23 protein-coding genes are annotated in these 23,567 nt (G+C 53.2%); 10 read left to right on the top strand and 13 right to left on the bottom strand.

What is annotated here, in order from left to right; all coding sequences use genetic code 11:
- The first annotated feature begins 132 nt into the window (after nt 1-132).
- The 3 genes from yeaG (at nt 133) to ABRZ26_RS01875 (ending at nt 4,785) form a co-directional block, all read left to right on the top strand.
- Nucleotides 133-2,067: a protein kinase YeaG gene (gene yeaG / locus ABRZ26_RS01865; protein ID WP_319602550.1), complete on the top strand. Its 1,935-nt coding sequence runs from the start codon at nt 133-135 to the stop codon at nt 2,065-2,067.
- A 36-nt stretch (nt 2,068-2,103) separates the two neighbouring features.
- The gene (locus tag ABRZ26_RS01870) at nt 2,104-3,378 is read left to right on the top strand and encodes a YeaH/YhbH family protein (protein ID WP_319602551.1); all 1,275 of its coding nucleotides are present in this window, start codon (nt 2,104-2,106) and stop codon (nt 3,376-3,378) included.
- 207 nt (nt 3,379-3,585) lie between these two features.
- Nucleotides 3,586-4,785, top strand: coding sequence for a multidrug effflux MFS transporter (locus ABRZ26_RS01875; RefSeq protein ID WP_319602552.1), 1,200 nt, complete (start codon nt 3,586-3,588; stop codon nt 4,783-4,785).
- Here the strand turns inward: ABRZ26_RS01875 and ABRZ26_RS01880 are convergent.
- Nucleotides 4,782-6,038, bottom strand: coding sequence for a D-amino acid dehydrogenase (locus ABRZ26_RS01880; RefSeq protein WP_319602553.1), 1,257 nt, complete (start codon nt 6,036-6,038; stop codon nt 4,782-4,784). The genes ABRZ26_RS01875 and ABRZ26_RS01880 overlap by 4 nt on opposite strands.
- A 286-nt stretch (nt 6,039-6,324) precedes the next feature.
- Between ABRZ26_RS01880 and ABRZ26_RS01885 the strand changes: the two genes are divergently transcribed.
- Nucleotides 6,325-7,860 carry a SpoVR family protein gene (locus tag ABRZ26_RS01885; protein ID WP_319602554.1) on the top strand — a complete coding sequence of 512 codons (1,536 nt, stop codon included), beginning with the start codon at nt 6,325-6,327 and terminating at the stop codon, nt 7,858-7,860.
- A gap of 84 nt (nt 7,861-7,944) precedes the next feature.
- On the opposite strand, the gene fadR is transcribed toward ABRZ26_RS01885, so the two are convergent.
- Entirely contained in the window at nt 7,945-8,664 is a 720-nt protein-coding gene (gene fadR / locus ABRZ26_RS01890; RefSeq protein ID WP_319602555.1) for a fatty acid metabolism transcriptional regulator FadR, read from the bottom strand.
- A 426-nt stretch (nt 8,665-9,090) separates the two neighbouring features.
- Here fadR and dsbB point away from each other — a divergent pair, with 426 nt between their 5' ends.
- Nucleotides 9,091-9,621 (top strand): disulfide bond formation protein DsbB, encoded by a 531-nt coding sequence (gene dsbB / locus ABRZ26_RS01895; protein ID WP_319602556.1) that lies wholly within the window; start codon nt 9,091-9,093, stop codon nt 9,619-9,621.
- Between the two features lie 62 nt (nt 9,622-9,683).
- On the opposite strand, the gene ABRZ26_RS01900 is transcribed toward dsbB, so the two are convergent.
- From ABRZ26_RS01900 to ttdR, 4 genes are all read right to left on the bottom strand, one after another.
- A complete protein-coding gene (locus tag ABRZ26_RS01900) occupies nt 9,684-9,881 on the bottom strand; it encodes a DNA polymerase III subunit theta (protein ID WP_319602557.1) in 198 nt (65 codons plus the stop codon).
- 217 nt (nt 9,882-10,098) lie between these two features.
- On the bottom strand, nt 10,099-10,545 hold the full coding sequence (gene ycgN / locus ABRZ26_RS01905; protein ID WP_319602558.1) for a cysteine cluster protein YcgN: 447 nt from the start codon (nt 10,543-10,545) through the stop codon (nt 10,099-10,101).
- A 100-nt stretch (nt 10,546-10,645) separates the two neighbouring features.
- On the bottom strand, nt 10,646-11,302 hold the full coding sequence (locus ABRZ26_RS01910; RefSeq protein ID WP_319602559.1) for a fumarylacetoacetate hydrolase family protein: 657 nt from the start codon (nt 11,300-11,302) through the stop codon (nt 10,646-10,648).
- 223 nt (nt 11,303-11,525) lie between these two features.
- Nucleotides 11,526-12,431: an L-tartrate utilization transcriptional activator TtdR gene (gene ttdR / locus ABRZ26_RS01915; protein WP_319602924.1), complete on the bottom strand. Its 906-nt coding sequence runs from the start codon at nt 12,429-12,431 to the stop codon at nt 11,526-11,528.
- Nucleotides 12,432-12,807: 376 nt separating this feature from the next.
- On the opposite strand from ttdR, the gene ttdA reads away from it, so the two are divergent.
- Nucleotides 12,808-13,719: a L(+)-tartrate dehydratase subunit alpha gene (gene ttdA, locus ABRZ26_RS01920; protein WP_319602560.1), complete on the top strand. Its 912-nt coding sequence runs from the start codon at nt 12,808-12,810 to the stop codon at nt 13,717-13,719.
- Nucleotides 13,716-14,321, top strand: coding sequence for a L(+)-tartrate dehydratase subunit beta (ttdB, locus tag ABRZ26_RS01925; RefSeq protein WP_319602561.1), 606 nt, complete (start codon nt 13,716-13,718; stop codon nt 14,319-14,321). The genes ttdA and ttdB overlap by 4 nt, the downstream gene beginning before the upstream one ends.
- Nucleotides 14,322-14,377: 56 nt before the next feature.
- Here the strand turns inward: ttdB and ABRZ26_RS01930 are convergent, their stop codons facing one another.
- Both ABRZ26_RS01930 and ABRZ26_RS01935 read right to left on the bottom strand, forming a co-directional pair.
- Complete coding sequence (locus tag ABRZ26_RS01930; protein WP_319602562.1) at nt 14,378-14,599, bottom strand: hypothetical protein; 222 nt, start codon at nt 14,597-14,599, stop codon at nt 14,378-14,380.
- Between the two features lie 111 nt (nt 14,600-14,710).
- Complete coding sequence (locus ABRZ26_RS01935; RefSeq protein WP_319602563.1) at nt 14,711-14,968, bottom strand: YcgL domain-containing protein; 258 nt, start codon at nt 14,966-14,968, stop codon at nt 14,711-14,713.
- 136 nt (nt 14,969-15,104) lie between these two features.
- On the opposite strand from ABRZ26_RS01935, the gene minC reads away from it, so the two are divergent.
- The 3 genes from minC to minE are packed head-to-tail and all read left to right on the top strand — an operon-like array spanning nt 15,105 to nt 16,899.
- The gene (gene minC, locus ABRZ26_RS01940) at nt 15,105-15,791 is read left to right on the top strand and encodes a septum site-determining protein MinC (RefSeq protein WP_319602564.1); all 687 of its coding nucleotides are present in this window, start codon (nt 15,105-15,107) and stop codon (nt 15,789-15,791) included.
- Between the two features lie 22 nt (nt 15,792-15,813).
- Entirely contained in the window at nt 15,814-16,626 is an 813-nt protein-coding gene (gene minD, locus ABRZ26_RS01945) for a septum site-determining protein MinD (protein ID WP_319602565.1), read from the top strand.
- A 3-nt stretch (nt 16,627-16,629) separates the two neighbouring features.
- Nucleotides 16,630-16,899, top strand: coding sequence for a cell division topological specificity factor MinE (gene minE / locus ABRZ26_RS01950; RefSeq protein ID WP_239784647.1), 270 nt, complete (start codon nt 16,630-16,632; stop codon nt 16,897-16,899).
- Between the two features lie 108 nt (nt 16,900-17,007).
- Here minE and rnd read toward each other — a convergent pair whose 3' ends face one another.
- From rnd to yoaA, 5 genes are all read right to left on the bottom strand, one after another.
- Nucleotides 17,008-18,129, bottom strand: a complete 1,122-nt coding sequence (gene rnd, locus ABRZ26_RS01955; protein WP_319602566.1) for a ribonuclease D — start codon at nt 18,127-18,129, stop codon at nt 17,008-17,010.
- Between the two features lie 146 nt (nt 18,130-18,275).
- Nucleotides 18,276-19,964: a long-chain-fatty-acid--CoA ligase FadD gene (gene fadD / locus ABRZ26_RS01960; protein WP_319602567.1), complete on the bottom strand. Its 1,689-nt coding sequence runs from the start codon at nt 19,962-19,964 to the stop codon at nt 18,276-18,278.
- A gap of 23 nt (nt 19,965-19,987) precedes the next feature.
- The gene (locus ABRZ26_RS01965) at nt 19,988-20,587 is read right to left on the bottom strand and encodes a Slp family lipoprotein (RefSeq protein ID WP_319602925.1); all 600 of its coding nucleotides are present in this window, start codon (nt 20,585-20,587) and stop codon (nt 19,988-19,990) included.
- Between the two features lie 79 nt (nt 20,588-20,666).
- A complete protein-coding gene (gene tsaB, locus ABRZ26_RS01970) occupies nt 20,667-21,368 on the bottom strand; it encodes a tRNA (adenosine(37)-N6)-threonylcarbamoyltransferase complex dimerization subunit type 1 TsaB (protein WP_319602568.1) in 702 nt (233 codons plus the stop codon).
- A 149-nt stretch (nt 21,369-21,517) separates the two neighbouring features.
- Nucleotides 21,518-23,449 carry a DNA repair helicase YoaA gene (gene yoaA / locus ABRZ26_RS01975; protein ID WP_319602569.1) on the bottom strand — a complete coding sequence of 644 codons (1,932 nt, stop codon included), beginning with the start codon at nt 23,447-23,449 and terminating at the stop codon, nt 21,518-21,520.
- Nucleotides 23,450-23,567 lie beyond the last annotated feature (118 nt).

A 23,567-nucleotide genomic window follows, 5' to 3' on the forward strand; every position in this document is an offset into this window, starting at 1 on the left:
CTTCATACCACAAGTTGGCATAAGGGTTGCTGTACTCAGGGGGATTTCTTCTTTCGGGGAGCAATATTATAGGCAGTACGCACTCTACACGCTCTCTTAATCTGTGCTAATCGACGAAGGACGGGCATCGCTATGAACATATTTGATCACTACCGTCAGCGCTATGACGCTGCCAAGGATGAAGAGTTCACATTGCAGGAATTCCTTACTATCTGTCAGCAGGATCGGAGTGCGTATGCCAACGCTGCTGAACGATTGCTAATGGCCATCGGTGAACCCGTGATGGTGGATACCGCCCATGAGTCGCGCCTATCCCGTTTGTTTTCAAACCGGATCATTGCTCGTTATCCTGCTTTCGAAGAGTTCTATGGTATGGAAGACGCCATAGAGCAAATCGTGTCTTACCTGAAACACGCCGCGCAAGGATTGGAGGAGAAGAAACAAATCCTGTATCTGCTGGGACCGGTCGGCGGGGGTAAATCCTCGCTGGCGGAACGCCTGAAAGTGCTGATGCAGCGCGTCCCTATTTATATTCTCAGCGCGAACGGCGAACGTAGTCCGGTTAACGATCACCCGTTATGTCTCTTCAATCCACAGGAAGACGCGGCGATTCTTGAGAAAGAGTATGGCATACCGCGGCGCTATCTGGGCACCATCATGTCGCCGTGGGCGGCCAAGCGTCTTCAGGAGTTCGGCGGCGACATCACGAAATTCAAGGTCATCAAGGTATGGCCGTCCATCCTGGCTCAGGTGGCGATTGCCAAAACCGAACCCGGGGATGAAAACAATCAGGATATTTCGGCGTTGGTCGGGAAAGTGGATATCCGTAAGCTGGAACATTACGCCCAGAACGACCCCGACGCCTACGGTTACTCCGGCGCGCTGTGCCGGGCCAACCAGGGTATTATGGAGTTCGTGGAAATGTTCAAGGCGCCTATCAAGGTGCTGCACCCGCTGCTGACCGCGACGCAGGAAGGCAACTACAACGGTACGGAAGGCATCGCCGCTCTGCCGTTCAACGGCATTATTCTGGCCCACTCCAATGAATCGGAATGGGTGCAATTCCGCAACAACAAAAACAATGAGGCGTTCCTCGACCGTGTCTACATCGTGAAGGTGCCTTATTGCCTGCGTGTTTCCGAAGAGGTCAAGATCTATGACAAGCTGCTAAACCACAGCGAGCTCTCTCATGCGCCTTGCGCCCCCGGCACGCTGGAAACGCTGGCCCGCTTCTCGATTTTGTCGCGCTTGAAAGAACCGGAAAACTCCAGCATTTATTCCAAGATGCGCGTTTATGACGGAGAAAGCCTGAAAGATACCGACCCGAAAGCGAAGTCTTATCAGGAATATCGCGATTACGCGGGCGTGGACGAAGGCATGAACGGCCTTTCAACCCGTTTCGCCTTTAAGATACTTTCCCGGGTATTTAACTTCGATCACAGTGAAGTGGCCGCCAACCCGGTACATCTGTTCTACGTGCTGGAGCAACAAATTGAGCGTGAACAGTTCCCGCAAGAACAGGCGGAAAAATATCTTGAGCACCTGAAGGGATATCTGACGCCCAAGTACGCGGAATTCATCGGCAAAGAGATTCAAACCGCCTATCTGGAATCCTACTCTGAATACGGACAAAACATCTTTGATCGTTATGTCACCTATGCAGACTTCTGGATCCAGGATCAGGAGTATCGCGACCCGGATACCGGCCAATTGTTTGACCGGGAATCGCTCAATGCCGAGCTGGAAAAAATCGAGAAACCGGCGGGTATCAGTAATCCCAAGGATTTCCGCAACGAAATCGTCAATTTTGTTTTGCGCGCCCGCGCCAACAACAACGGCCGCAATCCGAACTGGACCAGTTACGAGAAATTGCGGACGGTGATCGAGAAGAAAATGTTCTCCAACACCGAAGAGCTGTTGCCGGTGATTTCGTTTAATACCAAAACCTCAACGGATGAACAGAAGAAACATGATGACTTCGTCGATCGTATGATGGAGAAAGGCTACACCCGCAAACAGGTACGTTTGCTGTGCGAATGGTATCTGCGGGTGAGGAAATCATCATAATGATGCATGACGTTGGCAATGTCGCGTGGGGGAAGTATGGCCTATTTCATTGATCGACGGCTAAACGGCAAGAACAAAAGCATGGTGAACCGCCAGCGCTTTCTGCGCCGTTACAAGTCGCAAATAAAACAGTCGATTGCCGAGGCCATTAACAAGCGTTCGGTGACTGATATCGAAAGTGGAGAGTCCGTCTCAATTCCCAATGGGGACATCAACGAACCGATGTTTCATCAGGGACGCGGCGGACGACGCCACCGCGTCCATCCGGGGAACGATCATTTTGTACAGAACGATCGCGTCGAGCGGCCACAAGGAGGTGGCGGCGGCGGTTCCGGTCAGGGCGATGCCAGCAAAGATGGCGAGGGTCAGGATGAATTCGTCTTCCAGATTTCCAAGGATGAATATCTGGATCTGCTGTTTGAGGATTTGGCGCTGCCGAATCTGAAAAAAACGCAGCACCGCCAGCTTACCGAGTACAAAACGCATCGTGCGGGTTATACGGCTAACGGCGTTCCCGCCAACATCAGCGTCGTGCGCTCGTTGCAAAACTCCCTGGCCCGCCGTATGGCGATGACCGCGGGGAAACGCAGGGAGCTGCACGCGCTGGAGGAAACGCTGGAGCAACTGGAGCATAGCGAGCCGGTTCAGTTGCTGGAGGAAGAACGGCTGCGTCAGGATATCGCTGAACTGCGTCAGAAGATTGCCCGCGTGCCGTTTATCGATACGTTCGACCTTCGCTACAAAAACTACGAGCGGCGGCCCGAACCTTCCAGTCAGGCGGTGATGTTCTGTCTGATGGATGTTTCAGGCTCGATGGATCAGGCCACCAAAGATATGGCCAAGCGCTTTTATATTCTGCTCTATCTGTTTCTCAGCAGAAGTTATAAAAACGTCGAGGTGGTCTATATTCGTCACCATACCCAGGCGAAAGAGGTTGATGAGCAAGAGTTTTTCTATTCTCAGGAAACGGGCGGCACCATTGTCTCCAGCGCATTGAAGCTGATGGAAGAAGTGGTACACGAGCGTTACGATCCGGCGCAATGGAATATCTATGCGGCACAGGCCTCGGACGGCGATAACTGGGCCGACGATTCACCGTTGTGCCACCAGATCCTGGCGAATCAGCTGCTGCCCATCGTGCGCTATTACAGCTATATTGAAATCACCCGGCGCTCGCATCAAACGTTATGGCGTGAGTATGAGATGTTGCATGATGAGTTTGATAATTTCGCCATGCAGCATATTCGCGATCCGGATGACATCTATCCGGTATTCAGAGAACTGTTCCGCAAGCAAACCGTTGGCCATTAGCATGATATAAATCAGCCAGTTAACACCTTTCCCTGGCTGATTTTATGCTAACGGATCCCTTTCGCTCCAGCAATAACGCGGCAAGCTGTTCCCCGCACAAGGCCGATCGCGTTTTGATATCGTTACACCGTCACAAATATAACGCTTTCATTCCCTCCCGCCGGACATTACCCTAGCGGCAACGTCCATTCAGTATTCTGTTTTCTCATGCAAAAATTTGTTTTTCTCTTGCTGACGCTGGTATTGCTGGGGCCGCTGGGGATCGATATTTATTTACCGCTGATTCCCGCCATCGCTCAGGGGTTGAATAGCGGCGAAGCGCTGATTCAGTCAACCATCGCGCTTTTCATTATGGTCATGGGACTCGGCCAGTTGGTCACCGGCCCGCTGGTGGATATGTACGGCCGCCGTCCGCTGGCGTTGGCCGGCGTAACGCTCTACATCATCGGGGCAATGATGGCGGCATTGGCATCCGATGCGACCATTTTCGTACTATCCCGACTTTTTCAGGGCGTCGCGGTCTGCTGCACCGGCGTGGCGATTTCCAGTTGCGTACGCGACAGGCTGAATGGCGACGATGCCGCGCGCGCCTTTGGTTTTCTTAACGGAACGCTGAATATAGTCCCGGCCCTGGCGCCGTTGATCGGCGGACTTCTGGCGGAAATGTTCGGCTGGCGCGCGCCCTTTTGGTTTCTGTCGGGCTACAGCGCGATCGTGTTGCTGTTAACCTTTTTTTTCCTGCCGGAAACCCGGCCGGACTCAACGTTGCCGACCCGTTCGTTACCGCTGCGTCAATATACGCGCCTTCTATCCAATCCCCGCTTTTTAGGCTTCACCTTGGTTAATGCGGGCGCCATGGGCATGGCGCTGACCTATGTGACCTTCTCTTCCGTGGTATTGATGAATCAGGCCCGGTTAACCCCATTGCAGTTTTCATTGGCCTTCGGCGCCAATGGCCTCTGGATCATGCTGGTCAGCTTCTTCGCCAACCGGATTATCCGAAAAGTCGGCCGGCCGCGATGCCTGAGCGTGGGAAGCCTGTTGATGGGCGCAGGTGCGCTGAGTCTGATTGCCGGCGTGGCCCTGCTGCCGCCCCAGCTACAGAATACCTGGCCGAGCTATATGCTGCCGGTCGCGCTGGCCTGCGCCGGGCTGGCGTTTCTTATCGGCCCCGCCACCAGCTACGCGCTGGAAGCCTACTCGAATGAAGCCGGGATCGCCTCGGCGCTGGCCGGCTTTATTCAGATGGCCGGCGGCGCGGCGCTGGGACTGGCGGCGATGGCGTTACCGCTGCCGGCGAAGATATCGCTGGCAATAGTCATGCTATGCGCGGGTTTGCTGGCCTTGCGGGCAAGGTTATTAACCCGTGGGTTGCAAGGCAGCCTTACCGAGCTGCCCCGGAATTAAACTTTGGCGTAACGGAATACGGATAAATCATCGTATTGAATCGCCGGCGCGTTACCTGAAATAATGTCGGCCAGCAATTGTCCGGAACCGCAGGCCATCGTCCAGCCTAACGTGCCGTGGCCGGTATTCAGATAAAGATTGTTCAGCGGAGAACGGCCGACCAACGGCGTGCCGTCCGGCGTCATCGGGCGCAATCCGCTCCAGAACGTCGCCTGCTCAATCGGCCCCACGTCCGGGTAGAGGTCGCGCACCACCATCTCCAGGGTCGCTCTGCGCTTTGCATTCAACCCGGTATTAAAACCGACGATTTCCGCCATTCCACCAACGCGAATACGCTGATCAAAACGCGTGACGGCCACTTTATAGGTTTCGTCCAGTACCGTGGAAACCGGCGCCGCCGCTTCATTCGTCAGCGGAATGGTCAGCGAATAGCCTTTCAGCGGATACACCGGAATAGAGAACCAATGGCGCAACAGCCCCGCCGAGTAGGAGCCGCAGGCCATGACGTAGGCGTCCGCCGTTATCGTTTCATCGCGACATTGCACGCCGGTTACCCGTTGCCCCTCAACCTGTAGCCGACTGACTTCCTGACCGAACCGGAATACCACGCCGGCCTGCGCGGCCATTGTTGCCAGATGGCGGGTGAACAGCTGACAATCGCCGGTTTCATCATTCGGCAGGCGCAGACCGCCGGTGAGCTTATCCGTCACGTCGGCCAGCGCCGGCTCGACCGTCGATAGCTGATGTTTCTCCAGCAATTGATACGGAACGCCCGCCTCCTTTAACACCGCAATATCGCGCACCGCGTTTTCATACTGTTGCTCGGTGCGAAACAATTGCAGCGTGCCGCCCTGTCGCCCCTCGTATTGAATAGCGGTTTTCTGTCGCAGCGCCTGTAAGCAATCCCGACTGTATTCGGCCAGTCTGACCATCCGGGCCTTATTGACTTTATAGTGCCGGCTGTCGCAATTCAGCAGCATCTGCCACATCCATCCCAACTGTTCAGTCGAAAAGTCTGGCCGGATGGCCAGCGGCGCGTGGCGTTGAAATAGCCACTTGACGGCTTTCAACGGTATGCCCGGCGCCGCCCAGGGAGCGGAATATCCCGGCGAGATCTGCCCCGCGTTGCCGGCGCTGGTTTCAAGCGCAGGCTCCGGCTGTCGATCGATCACGGTCACGTCATGTCCTGCTTGCGCCAGATACCAGGCGGTACTCACGCCAATAACGCCACTTCCCAGAATAGCAACCCGCATGCTTAGTTATCTCCCACTTATGATTCCGACTGACCATGTAATATGCTGGCTAACTGTTTATATATTGGAACAAAAGGCTACTCTAGCATTTAGGCGTAAATTGTCATCAGGCGTAGATATAGCATTTATCTATTGTTCGCGCGCCGTAATAACGTCATATTATGAATACCGATTCTGTAAATCTTTTCGGCCAACCTACCGTTTTTACGTCACTTTTATCAGATTGAGCTACGATTAATAGTGTCTGTACGATTTTGTGCAGGCCGATCACGTAAGGGGCGCGCTGATGGCTATATCGACTGATAACCCGGTAAAGAAAACCAATCGCCTGGATGACGGGCCAGACTGGTCGTTTGAGCTATTGCAGGTCTATCTTGATGAAATAGATCGGGTAGCGAAACTTTATCGTCTGGACACCTATCCTCATCAAATCGAAGTGATTACCTCTGAGCAAATGATGGATGCTTATTCCAGCATAGGTATGCCGATTAACTATTCTCACTGGTCATTCGGCAAAAAATTCATCGAGACCGAGCAGCGCTACAAACATGGGCAACAAGGATTGGCGTACGAAATCGTCATCAACTCCGATCCCTGTATCGCTTATCTGATGGAAGAAAACACCATGCCCATGCAGGCGCTGGTGATGGCGCATGCCTGCTACGGGCATAACTCGTTCTTCAAAGGCAACTATCTGTTCCGCAGTTGGACCGATGCCGGCTCGATTGTCGATTATCTGATCTTCGCGCGGCAGTATATTGCGCAGTGTGAAGAGCGCTATGGCGTGGAAGAGGTTGAACGTCTGCTGGATTCATGCCACGCCCTGATGAACTATGGCGTGGATCGTTACAAACGTCCGCAGAAAATATCGTTGGAAGAGGAGAAATCACGGCAGAAGAGCCGCGAGGCTTACCTGCAAAGTCAGGTCAACGATCTGTGGAAAACGCTGCCCCGCCGCGAACCAGACGTTGCGCATGAACGTACCCGCCGCTTCCCGCAGGAACCGCAGGAAAATCTGCTTTATTTTATGGAGAAGAACGCGCCGCTGCTGGAGCCCTGGCAACGTGAAATTCTGCGCATTGTGCGTAAGGTCAGCCAGTATTTTTATCCGCAAAAACAGACGCAGGTGATGAATGAGGGATGGGCCACATTCTGGCACTACACCATTCTTAATCATTTATACGATGAAGGCCGGGTTTCCGAGCGTTTCATGCTGGAATTCCTGCATAGCCACACCAATGTGATTTACCAACCGCCGTACAACAGCCCCTACTATAGCGGGATCAACCCTTATGCGCTGGGCTTTGCGATGTTCCAGGACATCAAGCGCATCTGTCAGGATCCGACGGAAGAAGATCGCTACTGGTTCCCGGAGATCGCCGGTAAAGACTGGCTGGATACGCTTCATTTCGCGATGCAGAATTTTAAAGATGAAAGTTTCATCAGCCAGTTCCTGTCGCCGAAAGTGATGCGGGATTTCCGCCTGTTTACCGTGCTTGACGACGATAGCAATAACTATCTCGAAATCGCGGCGATCCATGACGAAGAAGGCTACCGCTTAATCCGCGAGGAGTTATCCGCACAGTACAACCTGAGCTATCTTGAACCTAACATCCAGGTTTGGAACGTCGACTTACGCGGTAATCGCTCCTTAACGCTGCGTTATATTCCGCATAACCGTGCGCCGCTGGACAAAAGTAGTCATGAAGTGATGAAACATGTCCATCGTTTGTGGGGTTTCGAGGTATTCATGGAACAGGCGAACGACGATGGCAGCGTCGACCTGCTGGAGCGCTGTCCGCCGCGAAACAACCCCGCGTAATGAATGCGCTTGCTTCAGACGCAGAGGGGAAGGTCGAGGTATTTCATCGGGGTATTCAGGCGACGGGCTGAATACCCTTTATTTTTAGCGCCGGATTTCCGCAATATCCTGTGGAATAGCGCTGCGCATGCTGTGCCAGATAGCGCCGCTTTCTTTACCGTAATGCCGAACGACATCCAGAACCTGCTCATACAATCCATCCCGGCACAAGGTTCCCAGCCGACCATAAAAATCCAGCGCCAGCTTGCGCGCTGCGGGATTGGAAAAGTAGTAACGCCCGACGCGCAGATACATGCCTTTCAGCCCGTTCAGAATCAGACCGTAAATCGGATTACCGGACGCAAACGCCAGACCGTGGAGTACGTTGTAATCAAGCTGCGCGAAGGCGTCCGCGTCATCGTCCACGGATTCGGTTTGCTTTAATACGTCATGCGTCTTTTCCGGATGGCGCCGCAACGCGGTCCGGATAAAAATGGCGGCAATGTTCGTACGCACAGACAGGAGATTATCGATAAGTTGCGGGACGCTGTCGTGATCGAGGCGAGCCAGCGTTTCCAGAATATTCAGCCCCGACGTTTCCCAGAAGTTATTGATTTTTGTCGGTTTGCCATGCTGAATGGTTAACCAGCCGTCACGCGCTAAACGCTGTAGCACTTCCCGCAACGTGGTGCGCGTCACGCCAATCAGTTCGGAAAGTTCTCTTTCCGCCGGCAAAATCGACCCCGGCGGGAAGCGGTTATTCCATATACTTTCAATAATATACTCTTCCGCGAATCCAGCCGGACTTTGCGCCTTTATGACCATGAGTTGATATTCCGTAGCGATATTTACCGATAAAAGCCGAACTCATCATACCAGATGAACCAGGCATGATATAGCGCCGCGGCCATACACGAAATAAATTCAAGATAAAATTGTGACTGCCGACAACGCCGCGGATCGCGATATCGATATACTTTGACGGATTATTAAAATACCGCGCCATAAGTCACGCCGCGCCGACACGCAGCATATCCGGCAGTCATTCGCGATGGCAATCGTGTATAGTAGATCCTGCGATGCAAAATCGCCCCTCAAAGGCCCACTTCAGATGAACGACGGTTGAACCATTGCTGAATAAAGAAGAGAATCAAATAAATACCTACGGTGTTTTGCACAGTGAAAAGATGGTGGTGAAGCCGATTCGGTTTACACTGCTGACTCGATCATTTTTAGCATGGAATACTTGTTATGTTGCGATTTCTTAACCGTTGCTCACGCGGGCGCGGTGCCTGGTTGTTACTGGCATTGACAGCCTTGATTTTGGAATTGGTCGCCCTTTATTTCCAGCATGTAATGCTACTAAAGCCCTGCGTGCTTTGCATTTATCAGCGCTGCGCGCTCTTTGGCGTTATGGGCGCCGGGTTACTGGGCGCCATTGCGCCAGCCGGTCTGCTGCGTTATCCCGCCATCGCGCTTTGGCTATACAGCGCGTTTGAAGGGCTGCGTCTGGCCTGGGAGCACACCAATATACAGCTTCATCCGTCTCCCTTTACGACCTGCGACTTTTTTGTCAGTTTCCCGTCATGGCTGCCGCTGGAAAAATGGCTCCCCGCCGTTTTCAACGCTACTGGCGACTGTGCCGATCGCCAATGGCAGTTTCTGTCGCTGGAAATGCCGCAGTGGCTGATCGGTATCTTCGCGGCCTACCTGTTGGTCGGCGTGCTGGTATTGATCGCACAGCCCTTTCGTCCGAAGCGTCGCGATCTTTTCAGTCGCTGAAAAGTCAGCGAGTAAGCACAAAAAAACCCGGGAGAGTCAACCCGGGTTTTATTATCCGTCGGTTATTGCTGCGGTCCGTAAATATCCCTGTAATGATTCAATCTTTCTTTGAAATACTGCCTTTTCTCCGGCGGGATATTTTTCGAAATTTCCTCAGCATTAATCTGTTTTTTCTGGCTTTCCATGAATGCTATCGTGGAAGCAGCAAAATCAGCGTACTGATCGCTGTAGCCTAGAATCATCTTTTCAAAGTTAATCATCTGCCCCCCCTTTTATCCGTCCATTGCTGTATTCAAAGTATACAACACCCCCGGATTTTCACATCGGGAAAGCAAGCCGACTTTGGCTTATCGGGCTAAAGCCGACAGGTTTAAAATAAATATGTGACGCAGGCCGGAAAACACCGGCGCCTGCATACTTCATACGCTGTGATAACCATCAAAAAATATCAGGCGGAAACCCGGCGCAAATGAGTGGTTATCTGGCCCACTCGGGCTTGTTCAGAATATGGTCCTGCCAGTCAACCACTTCGCTTTCGCGCACGGCGATATGCCGAACGGAAATACGCTCGCCGTGCATCGCCGCTTTCGATCCCGTGAGCAGCGGATGCCATGAAGGCAGTCCCTTTTTCTCATGGATCAGACGATAAGCGCAGGTCGAGGGCAGCCAGTCAAAGGTCAGCAAGTTTTCCCGCGTGAGTTTGATGCAATCCGGCTCATACTCGAAGCGACGAGCATAATTACGGCATTGACAGCTCTTTATATTCAACTGATTACAGGCTACGTTGGTGAAGTAAATTTCTTCCGTATCTTCATCAATCAGTTTATTCAAACAGCACTGACCGCAGCCATCGCACAGCGACTCCCATTCGTCGTCAGTCATTTCAGACAACGTTTTTTGCTGCCAAAAAGGGCGTTCAGTCATTTTTCTTTCCGGTTAATTCTATTGGATGCTCTGTATAGCGGGTTTAGCTGACGGAGACAACGGTTACCGCCCGTTCTTGTCGGAACGGGCGGCGCGACATTCAGATAATGCGGGTGTTCAGCGTGCGATCGTTGATGGTGATTTTCAGCATATCGCCGGATTGAATCGGCCCTACGCCCTGTGGCGTGCCGGTCAGGATAATGTCTCCGGCCCGCAGAGTAAAGAAACGGCTCATGTAGGCAATCAATGGCAGGATCGGCGTAATCATGTCACGGGTATTCCCCTGCTGGCGAACTTCCTCATTCACCTTCACGCCCAGATCGGTCTGCTGCGGGTCGCCGAATTCGGCTACCGGAATAAAACCGGAGATGGGACAGGAACCGTCGAACGCTTTCGCTTTTTCCCACGGCTGCCCTGCCTTCTTGAATTGAGACTGCAAGTCGCGCAGGGTCAAATCCAGCGCGACGCCATAGCCCGCGATCGCGCGCGCTACGCGCTCTTCAGTGGCTTGTTTTAACGGCGTGCCGATCAGTACCGCCAGTTCGACTTCATGATGAACGGCGCCCAGGTTTTTTGGAATAGCCACGGGTTGACGCAAATCGCACAGCGAGGTTTCAGGTTTAATGAATAGCACCGGCTCCGCTGGCGTAGCGTTCCCCATTTCCTTGATATGCGCCGAATAGTTGCTGCCGACGCACACCACTTTATTCACCGGGAAGTCGAGCAGCGCGCCCTGCCAGTCTCTGTGTTGATACATGAATCATCTCCTGCCCCGTCAGTGGGGTAAAATTCCCCTTATCGCCATGAAATCGCGACAAGCGTCATCATTTAACATTAGGTTCCGTCGCGGTTATCAGCCGATGCCGATAACAAAGCCATCCGGACGTTTGGACAAATCAGTTTTTCGCATGCCGGCGCCAAACGCCCCTGAATCTCATCAGCCGACGCTACGCCAATCTACACCGCCGCGAAAGCAAACATCAAAATTTCTGTTGCCGACAATAGCGAGCAAAATGTTCGACGCAGGCCCGGAGCTTTGCAGACGCATATAATGGCGTCTGGTACACCGCCCAGATATTGGCACTTTGCGCATATGCCGGCAATACTCTGATTAATGAGCCATCTTTAAGCAACGGGGCGATATCCCACAGAGAGCGTAACATAATTCCTTTCCCCTCAAGAGCCCAGCGCAGAACAATTTCCCCGCTATTGGAAGATAAATGGCCGGACACCTTTACCGACTTCCGCCCTTGCTCGTTCTCCAATTCCCAAACCCCCACGGTTTGATCGCGTTCTTTCGTGATCAAACAGTCATGTTGTTGTAATTCGGCGAGCGACGCCGGCACTCCCCGCTGGCGTATATATTGCGGCGAAGCGCAAAGTATGCGTTGGTTTTTGGTTAGAAGCCGGGCGATACAACTGTCGGCGATGTCATCGTTAATGCGGATATCAAGATCGATATTGTCTTTATGCAAATCAATTTGCCGGTCAAAGAGTTCAAAATGTATCTGCAACTCCGGGTATTGCTCCATAAGCTGCGTAATCGCCGGCGCAATATAATTACGCCCGAAGCCGAAACTGCACCCGATACGAACCAGCCCTTTCGGTTCGGTCTTCACCTGAGAGACGGCGTCAAGCAAGCTCTGCAACTGCTCAAGGATATCGCCGCCGCGTTGGTATACCAGCTTACCGATATCCGTCAACGCGATGCCGTGCGACGAGCGGTGCAATAGTTTCACCCCCAGTTGATTTTCTAAAAACTGTATCCGTTTAGTGACAAAAGCAGGCGTTTGCCCTAACTCATCCGCGGCGGCGGCAAGGCTGCCTTTATCAACCACCGTAGTCAATACCTGCAAATCTTTGGGAATGGGAAATCGGCTGTTCATCAAAAACGTTATCCTGCGCAGGAAAGGTTATGCCACAGACCGTAATTCATGGTTATTTAAAATAACATGACAAAATCCGCTTATGTGAAACCTGTCACGCGGTATTGTTTATCCGCCATCGCCAGGTAAATCAAACATCAAAAAATTGTTCCATCATGGTTAACTCATGCCGTTGGATAAATCGAGCAACCACCGTCGAATCAAGCTAAGTCGCTTATAGCGTAGATAAATTCTGACTTCATGAATCGTGAATCCTATATTCATACTTCCATTCACCGATAAACCACACACTTTGTGTTAGCTTGCTGATGACCTTTGATAAAAATAGCCATTAATAGCACAACCTACCCGCGATTATTCATACTGGAGCATGTCAATGATCCGACAACAAGATAAATATCAAAATGTGGAAAAGCTGACCGATATTATCGCCCGGTTTACCGCCATGATTTCAACCCGCATGCCGAACGATGTCGTTAAAAAATTAGCGGCATTACGCAAGATAGAAAATGAGGGGATGGCAAAAACCATCTATGACACGATGTTCGAGAATATGGAAAAAGCCATAGCGCTGAATCGACCCGCCTGCCAGGATACCGGCGAAATTATGTTTTTCGTCAAGGCCGGTACGCGTTTTCCCTTATTAGCCGAATTACAATCTATTTTAAAAACAGCCGTTGAAACCGCGACGATAAAAGCGCCGCTTCGTCACAACGCCGTCGAGATTTTTGATGAATTCAATACCACGACTAATACCGGATCGGGCGTTCCCTGGGTGACCTGGGATTTAATTCCTGACGGCAATCAGGCCGAAATTGAAGTGTATATGGCGGGCGGCGGCTGTACTTTGCCAGGCCGTTCAAAGGTGCTGATGCCGTCCGAAGGTTATGAAGGCGTGGTCAAGTTCGTCTTTGAAAATATCTCAACGTTAGCCGTCAATGCCTGTCCTCCGGTGCTGGTCGGCATCGGCATCGCCACCTCGGTAGAAACCGCCGCCGTACTTTCCCGCAAAGCCATCTTAAGGCCCATCGGCACGCATCACGCCAACCCCAAAGCGGCCGAACTGGAAAAAAGGCTGGAAGATGGGTTGAACCAACTGGGTATCGGTCCTCAAGGGCTGACCGGCAAAACATCCGTTATGGGCGTCCATATAGAGTCCGCCGCCCGTCATCCTTCAACCATCGGCGTAGCGGTTTCTACCGGCTGCTGGGCGCATCGCCGGGGAACATTATTAATTCACGCGGATATGACCTATGAAAATATTTCTCATCGGGGGACTTCGCTATGAACAAGGTATTAACTACGCCCATCAAAGATGAAGATCTGGCTGATATCAAAGCCGGCGATGTGATTTACCTTAATGGCACCCTTGTGACCTGCCGTGATGTTTGTCATCGCCGTCTAATTGAAGCAAAACGTGAATTGCCGATTGATTTGCAGGGTAAAGCGATATTTCATGCCGGACCTATCGTCAGGAAAAACGGCGACAAGTGGGAAATGGTTTCCGTCGGCCCGACGACAAGTATGCGGATGGAAAAATACGAAAAAGATTTTATTGCCGCAACCGGCGTAAAACTCATCGTCGGCAAAGGCGGCATGGGGCCGAATACCGAACAAGGCTGTATCGCGCATAAAGCCTTACATGCAATATTTCCCGCGGGATGCGCAGTATTAGCGGCCACGCAGGTTGAGGAAATAGAAGAAGTCCATTGGATGGAATTAGGCATGCCTGAATCATTATGGGTTTGCCGGGTGAAAAATTTCGGCCCATTAATTGTATCCATTGATACCGCGGGGAATAATCTGATAGAGGAAAATAAAAAATTATTTGCGGAAAAACGTGATGAGATCGTGGAGGAAATCTGTCGGCACGTCCATTACATTAAATAACGCCATTCAGGCTGACGCGTCGACGGCCTTACCGCTGTGGATTTTCTCAACCGGTCTCAGGATGCCGTCATGTTGTCGACGCCGGCCAGATAGTTGGACGACGGCATCGGCATAAAATTGGCCGGGGAGATGACGCCGACCGCTAACTGCGACGCGTATTTTACGGCGGCGGGCATTGGATCGACGGCGATCGATGCGCCGACCTTTTCGCCCCGCCGCCGTTCACCGGTTTCACACGGCGGCCGCTGACGCGCAAATGTCCCGGCGATCAGCGTCATTTGCAGCAAAACCCGATTTTAAACACTGGATTTCTGTCCGGCATGACAAACTCAGGGATATTACCTTTGGGGAATTATCCGAAAATATACCCCGGTATTGTTTTTTTACATTTATAAGATCGTCTTTAATAAATTTTCCGGCGGCGGAGGAACCTGTAGATAAAAACCCTGTTCCTTGATCGCCTGTTTAACTTTTTCAATATCGGCATTGACCAATTTCTTGCTGCCGTCCAGCGGCAATAACATCGCTAAATGCGGCTTACCGAAACTCTTCATCAATTCTTCCGGCACGCGGGAAAAATCGTCTTTTTTTTCGACATAAAGATAGGTTTGATCGCGTTTGGAACTTCGATAGATCACACAAAACATTTTTTTTACTCTATTTAATGAGAATGGCGTCTTGCCTGTATATAATTGTGACTATAACATGCTTACAGCGCTCTGGAATATCATGCCTCAAATGTTACTCTAGGGATTAAAAGATGCTGAAACTGAGTCAGGATAGATGTCACAAACGCCAATTGAGCTAAAAGGCAGCAGCTTTACCTTATCGGTTGTTCATTTGCATGATTCCCAACCCGAGGTAATTTATCAGGCATTACAGGAAAAGATTGAGCAAGCGCCGGCTTTTCTGAAGAATGCCCCTGTTGTCATTAATGTCGCCGCCCTCACGGCGGAAACCGACTGGATAAAATTACAACAGGCTATTTCATCGACAGGACTGCGCGTCGTCGGCATCAGCGGATGCAAAGACCCACAGTTAAAACAGGCGATTACCCAGGCCGGGTTGCCTCTGTTAAGTGAAGGGAAAGCGCAACGTCGGGCGCTCGACCCTGTCGTCGCGCCCCCTTCCGTGGTGAAAACCAAAGTCGTTAATACGCCTGTTCGTTCCGGCCAGCAGATTTATGCCCGGAACAGCGATCTGATTATCACCAACGGCGTCAGCGCCGGCGCGGAAGTTATCGCTGACGGTAATATTCATATTTACGGCATGATGCGTGGCCGTGCCCTGGCGGGCGTTTCCGGCGATGTGCAAAGCCAGATTTTTTGCACGCATCTGGCCGCAGAGTTGGTATCCATTGCCGGCCGTTACTGGCTAAGCGATCAGATACCCGCTTCTTATTCCGGACAGGCGGTCAGGATCAACCTGAACCTGCTGGACAATGTATTGAACATACAACCTTTAGACTAAGCCCTTTGACAAGGAAACATTTATGGCACGCATCATTGTTGTTACATCGGGTAAAGGGGGCGTTGGCAAGACCACTTCAAGCGCGGCCATTGCTACCGGTTTAGCCCAGAAAGGAAAAAAGACGGTTGTCATCGATTTTGACATCGGTCTGCGTAACCTCGACCTGATCATGGGATGTGAGCGCCGGGTGGTTTATGATTTTGTTAATGTTATTCAAGGTGATGCGACGTTAAATCAGGCGCTGATAAAAGATAAACGCACCGATAACCTCTATATTTTGCCTGCGTCGCAAACCCGTGATAAAGATGCCCTTACCCGCGAAGGGGTTGAAAAAGTGCTGGACGGCCTGCACGCAATGGAATTTGATTTCATCGTCTGTGATTCGCCGGCAGGGATCGAAACCGGGGCGCTGATGGCGCTGTATTTTGCCGATGAAGCCATTATCACCACCAACCCCGAGGTTTCTTCCGTACGCGACTCCGACCGGATTCTTGGCATCCTGTCGTCGAAATCGCGCCGGGCGGAACGTTCGGAAGAGCCGATTAAAGAGCACCTGCTGTTAACCCGCTATAATCCAGGTCGGGTCAGCCGCGGCGATATGCTGAGCATGGAAGACGTGCTGGAGATTCTGCGCATCCCTCTGCTGGGCGTGATCCCGGAAGATCAGTCAGTGCTGCGCGCGTCCAACCAGGGCGAGCCGGTTATTCTCGATGACGCCGCCGATGCAGGTAAAGCCTATGCGGATACGGTGGATCGGCTGTTAGGCGAAGATCGGCCCTTCCGCTTCGTTGAAGAAGAGAAGAAAAGTTTCCTTAAACGCCTTTTTGGGGGATAAATTATGGCATTACTCGACTTCTTTCTGTCCCGTAAAAAAGCGACGGCTAATATTGCCAAGGAACGGCTGCAAATTATTGTCGCGGAGCGACGCCGGGGAGATAGCGAACCCCATTATCTGCCGCAATTAAAGCGGGATATTCTTGAGGTTATCTGTAAATATGTACAGATAGATCCTGAAATGGTCAATGTTCAGTTAGAGCAAAAAGGAGATGATATTTCCGTGCTGGAACTGAACGTCACATTGCCGGAAGTGGAAGATACGCCCAAATGATTCTTCCGCTCGCATCCCCCGGCTTATTTCCGGGGGGTGCTTATCGCTGAAAAGTGATATCGCGGGGGAAAGACGACTCGTCTTGAGCTTAATTGCCGCAGATGGCGATTAATATCCCTGAAGAATAACCCGCAGTTCATCACCGAATAAATCATTGCGCCAGCCTGACAGCATTTCTGGTTCAGCATTCCGTCCGTTTAATTTCCAGTGCCAGTTAAGCAGCCGGTTAATCTGACGCCGCGACGCCAACAGCTCGGTTGATAATCCACTACGTTCGCCGGCGCGCTGTACCATCGCTTTAATATCTTTAAACGCTTTTTTATATCCCGGATACTCGATCAAATTAATCACCGGCGCCGGACAGGCTTCGTCAGTCAAGTCTTTAGTTTGCTCAACCATCGCCAGCAGCGTTTTGCCATGATAGCGAATTTCCGGGCCGCTCAGCCCCAGCGAATCCAGCTCGCCCAGCGATGCGGGCATAAAGCGCGCCACCTGCCACAGGTTCTCTTCACGCACGACAAAATTCACCGCGCTATCCCGCTCGCGCGCTTTACGCAAGCGCCACTCGGCCAGCCGCTGAAGGCAAGCCAGATGCCGTCCGCGCAACTGCCAGGCGTTGCCGATCTCGCGATAGGCCAACGCCGGCTCCAGGATCTCCTGCTTACGCTGACACAGCGAACGGCATTCATCCAACGCCGCGTTCATCCAACCGGCGGCCTGCGTTTCCTCCACCAGTTTGAGCGCCATCGGCAGCAGATAGAACACGTCCGCGGCGGCATAGTCACACTGTTTTTCACTCAACGGGCGAGCAATCCAATCCGTCCTCGACTCGCTTTTATCCAGCTCGACGTTCATATATTCCGCCACCAGCGCGGCGAAACCGTAAGACAACGGTTTCCCTAAAAAGGCCGCCAGAATCTGAGTATCGATAAACGGCTCCGGCGTCATGCCGAAAGCATTCAGAAAAACCTCCAGATCTTCACTGCCGGCATGCAGGAATTTGACGACCTGCTCATCGCGCAACAGAGCCTGAAACGGCGACCAGTCCGTTATCGTTAACGGGTCGATAAGCGAAAGCCGTTCGCCGTCATACAATTGGATCAGCCCAAGTTGCGGGTAGTAAGTACGCGTTCTGACGAATTCGGTATCCAGCGCAACCTGTTTATACTGGCGCGCCTGCGTGCAAATTTCTTTTAACCCGGCGTCGGTCGTGATCAACTGATAATTCAAAACATCATTCTCTCGGTTGTATTCGTATGAGCCTGGCCCATAGCGATAAAAATTGACGCCGGCTATACCGGCGTCCTGTACTGTCGGTGATGATAACGCGTCTTGGCGGCTTCTGGCAGAGGATTTATTGATAAATAATATGGCGCCTAAGCATTCACGGCGGCCCTGGACGGATTTTCAGCGCCGCGTAATTCCCGCCGCAGGATCTTGCCCACATTCGACTTTGGCAAGTCTGTGCAGAACTCAATTTCTTTCGGCACTTTATAGCCGGTCAGATTTTGGCGGCAGTGAGCGATCAATTCATCTTTAGTCAATGAACTGTCGCGCCGCACCACAAAAGCCTTCACCGCCTCACCGGATGACGCATTCGGCACGCTGATAACCGCCGATTCCGAAACTTTCGGGTGACGGGTAATAACATCTTCAATTTCAGTCGGATAAACATTAAATCCCGATACCAGGATCATGTCTTTCTTACGATCGACGATGCGCAGAAAACCCTCGCCGTCTAACGTGACAATGTCACCAGTGGTTAGCCAGCCGTCCTGCAAAACCTCATCGGTCGCGGCAGCCTGCCGCCAATATCCCTTCATCACCTGCGGACCGCGGATCCACAGCTCGCCGGCTTCGCCCGCCGGCACGTCATGCCCTTCATCATCAACGATTCTGATCTCCGTGGAAGGAACCGGTAAACCGATGCTGCCGCTGTAATATTTCAGATCGTAAGGATTGCCGGCAACCAGCGGCGAGCTTTCCGTCAGGCCATAACCTTCCAGCAGATGTTTACCGGTCAGTTTCTCCCATCGCTCCGCCACCGCCTGCTGAATGGATGCGCCGCCGCCAACCGAGAGACTGAGCGTCGAAAAGTCGAGTTTATGGAATTCCTCGTTATTCAATAGCGCGTTGAATAACGTATTGACGCCGACGATAACGGTAAAACGATGTTTATCTAACGCTTTGACCAACGAGGGAATATCTCGGGGATTGGTAATCAGCAGATTGCTGCCGCCAAATTCGATGAACAGCAGGCAATTCACCGTTAATGCGAAAATGTGATACAACGGCAGCGCCGTAACCACCAGCTCATGCCGCTCCTGCAAGACCGGTCCGTAAGCGGCCTTACACTGCGCCAGATTCGCCTGTAGGTTGCGATGCGTCAGCATCGCGCCTTTGGCGATGCCCGTCGTACCGCCGGTATATTGCAGAAAAGCCAGATCGGTATTGTCGATCTCCGGCCTGACGTACCGCATCCGGCGCCCGCGTTGCAGCACCTGACGAAAAGAAATCGCATCGGGCAACGCGAATTTGGGTACCCGTCGCTGGATGTATTTGACGACAAAATTGACCAGCGTTCCTTTGACCCGCGCAAGCTGATCGCCCACATGGGTCAGAATAACGTGCTTGACCGGGGTGTTATGCACCACTTTTTCCAGCGTATGGGCAAAATTGGCGACAATGACGATGGCGCAGGCGCCGCTGTCCTGCAATTGATGCTCCAACTCGCGCGGGGTATATAGCGGATTGACGTTAACCGCCACCAGTCCCGCCCGTAAAATCCCAAATAAGGCGACCGGATATTGCAGCAGATTCGGCATCATCAGCGCTACCCGATCGCCTTTTTGCAATTTAAGCTGATTTTGCAGGTAGGCGGCAAATGCCCGACTACGCGCGTCCAGCTCGCCGAAGGTCATCGCCTTCCCCATGTTGATGAAGGCGGGCCGGTCTGCATAGCGCGTTACCGCGAGCTCGAACATCTCAACCAGCGAGGAATAGCGATCGGGATCGATATCCGCAGGGACATCCGCCGGATAGCGGGATAGCCAGATTTTCTCCAAGTCATTACTCCCGGGATCTTTTGTTATTCGGTCACGAAAGTTTCAATCTCCGCCGGGCCGTACCAGCCGCCGAATCCCCACCCCGGCCCCCAGCCATAACCATAGCGGCCATGCCAACCCCAGGGACCGGGACCATAAGGGTTTACCACTCGCTGCGCGACGTTCCAGCGTTGATATCCCTGAACCTCGACGACGACGTAGCGGTAAGGCCGATCGCCGATAGTCCCCTGTTCCGTTCCGGTAATCGGGCCGACCACGGTAATCAAACGGTCTTGAAAATCAACCGGCTCCAGAAAACGATGTACGTAAGCGATAAACCGGCCTTCAGAGGGATAATTCAGTCGTGGTTTGGCGGCGCTGTCCAGCGGCAGGCTGGCGATTTCCAGACGCGTCCGGTCGGCTTCATTGCGAATACTGACCACCCGGCCGCCAAAGCGGGACGCCTGCCCGACGTAAAGCTGCGGCGCATTCATGACCCGAACCAGATCGTCCTGCGGGGTCGGCGAGGTGCCTTTGATGGCGTCCGGTACCGTTACGCAACCGGAAAGCGACAGGACGGCGGCAGCCAAAACGCCGCCCAATACCGTGCGAAACGCTCGTCTTGGCTGAGCGCTCTGCGTCATACGCTGAGTAATCATTTTCATCGCATCCACCTTTTCCAATGTCTGCTCATTAGACTATAACGCACGGAATAAGTTGCTGTTATTCGCGACCGGGAAGTTTTTTCCAGGCGACTTCATTACGCAGATAGCGAGGCTGCGCCAGTTCGACGCTGATGGCCCGTCCCGCTTGCCATTGCCGACACGCCAGCGGCAACATGTCCTCCGCCTGCGGTAGCGGCGTCTCGCCATCTTGTAATGAAAGCGCCGGATGCTTCGCCAGGTCGGCATAGGTTTTCCAGCCCGTGCCGACCGTCGTCCATCGACCGCTTAATTGTTCCGTCAGCGACTGCACCTGTTGCGGCGTCAGCACCGCCTCTGAGGCATCGCCCTGCCAGCGCCCGTCGGCTTCTCGCTGATATTGCGCCCAGTAAACCTCGCCCATGCGGGCATCGATAGCCGCCAGCACCTGCGTCGCGCCGGTACGACGGAAAGCGCCCTGCGCCATGGTTGCCAGCGTGGAAACGCCGATCATCGGTAAATCGGCGCCCAGCGCCAGCCCCTGCGCGATACCAATGCCGATGCGCACGCCGGTAAAGCTCCCCGGCCCCTGGCCGAATGCCAGCGCGTCTAACGCATTAAGCGTCAGACCGCTTTCGGCCAGCGCCTGCCGCACCATCGGCAACACACGCTGAGTATGCTCACGGGGACAAACTTCAAATAAAGAATGAATTTCACCATCATTCCAGAGTGCGACGGAACAGGCTTCCGTCGCGGTATCAAGCGCTAGAATTCGCGTAGACATGCCAACCTCAGGCGGGATAAATAAACCTTAACGGCGCGCATCATAACATATATCCCGCGCTGACTTGAGTTAAGCCGATCGGGATCCTCGCGTTTTATCTGATTGATGCGGCGTGAATTAAACAGCGGTTCGGGCGCGCGCCCTGTCAATTAGCGCGCGGTTTCGCGGGTAAGAAAGGCAATCGCCCGACCCAGATCGCGCGTACGCGGCGCCGGCGGCAAACTGTTGAGAAAAACCTCGCCGTAGGGACGCATAACCAGCCGATTATCACAAATAACCAGCACCCCGCGATCGTCGATATCGCGAATCAGGCGACCCACGCCCTGCTTCAGGGTGATCACCGCATCCGGCAGTTGGACGTCGTCGAATGGCTCGCCGCCGCGCAGACGACAATCTTCAATGCGCGCTTTCAGCAACGGATCCTCCGGCGAGGTAAATGGCAGTTTGTCGATGATCACGCAGGACAGGGTATCGCCGCGCACGTCCACCCCTTCCCAGAAGCTGCTGGTCGCCACTAACAGCGCGTTGCCGGCGGACACGAACTGCGAGAGCAATTGCGCTTTACCGGTCTCGCCCTGCAATAATACCGGCAGCGTCAGCGTGGCGCGGAACTCGGCGGCCAGATCGCGCATCATCTGGTGTGAAGTACACAGCATAAAACAGCGGCCCTGGTTTGCTTCAATCAACGGGCGCAGCATGGCGGCGAGTTTTCGCGCCGCTCCCGGACGGTTGGTTTCCGGCAGGTAGCGCGGCACGCAGAGCAAGGCCTGACTGGCGTAATCAAACGGACTCGGCAGCAGCAAGGTTTGGGTATTGTTCTCGTCCAGGCCCAGTCTGTCGGTAAAATGCGTTAAGCGATCGTTGACGGACAAAGTGGCGGAAGTGAACACCCAGGCCGAGGGTTTCTCTTTCATCAGTTCACGAAAACGATCGGCCACCGAAAGCGGCGTCAGCGCCAGCACAAAGTGTCGGGAACTGCATTCGTACCAGTAGCTGTAGCCGGATTGCTGCACGTCCATCAGCCGCTTTAGGCGACCGCGATACAGCGTCGCCCGTTCAAAGGCGGCATCCAGCAACGCGGAACGCCCTAAAGAGAGCTTCGCCACGTCGTAGCACAGCTCCAGCGCATCATCCAGCAGCACCAGCGCGCGCTGGAGAGTCGGTTGCGCAAGGATCTCGCGCAGATTGCCGCGGTATCCCGGTTCGCCCAGCGCCAGACGAAAATCCTGCGTGCTTTGCGACAGACGGTCCGCGCTTTTTTGTAATTGCGCGGCATCGCGCACCTCTGTGCGATAGGCAATAACGATATCTTTCGCTAAATCCATCAGTTGACGGCTGGACAGTTGCTGACCGAAATACTGACTGGCGATATCGGGAATTTGATGGGCCTCATCAAAAATCACCACGTCGCTGTCCGGGATCAGTTCGGCGAACCCGCTTTCCTTCACCACCATATCGGCAAGGTATAAATGATGGTTGACCACCACGATATCGGCATCCATCGCCTTGCGCCGGGCTTTGACCACAAAACACTCTTTATAGCGCGGGCAATCGCTGCCGAGGCAGTTATCATTGGTGCTGGTCACCAGCGGCCAGACAGGGCTGTCTTCCGCAACCCCGGCGCAGGTGGTGACATCGCCCTCCGTCGTTTCCGAAGACCATCCCCGCAGCCGGACGATGTCGCTTAACATCTCGGCCGGCAGATCGCCGCCCGCCAGCGATTGCTGATCGAGCCGCTCCAGACAGAGATAGTTGGATCGCCCTTTCAGCAGCGCCAGCTTGCCTTTGTATTTAAGCGCTTGCGCCACCATCGGCAGATCCCGGTTGTAAAGCTGATCCTGTAACGCTTTCGACCCCGTCGAAATGATGACTTTTTTATCCGCCCGCAGGGCCGGCGCCAGATAGGCATAGGTTTTACCTGTCCCGGTTCCCGCTTCCACCACCAGCGCCTGCTGCTTGCCGATGGCCTGCACAACGGCCTGCGCCATTTGCCGCTGCGGCTCGCGCGGCTTAAATCCGCTGATGGCCTTTGCCAGCGCGCCATCGGTTGCAAAATCATCTATAACGCGATCACTCGTCACACTGTCTCTCTTTGTAGGTGGGTTCCAACGGCCGACGCCGCGCTGATTATGCCAAGACTCCACTACCGCTACCACCCTAAATCAGGCTGACTTTGGCCGCGGAAATTAAAGACGAAGA

Source organism: Brenneria sp. L4-2C (assembly GCF_040240335.1).
Lineage (GTDB): Bacteria > Pseudomonadota > Gammaproteobacteria > Enterobacterales > Enterobacteriaceae > Brenneria.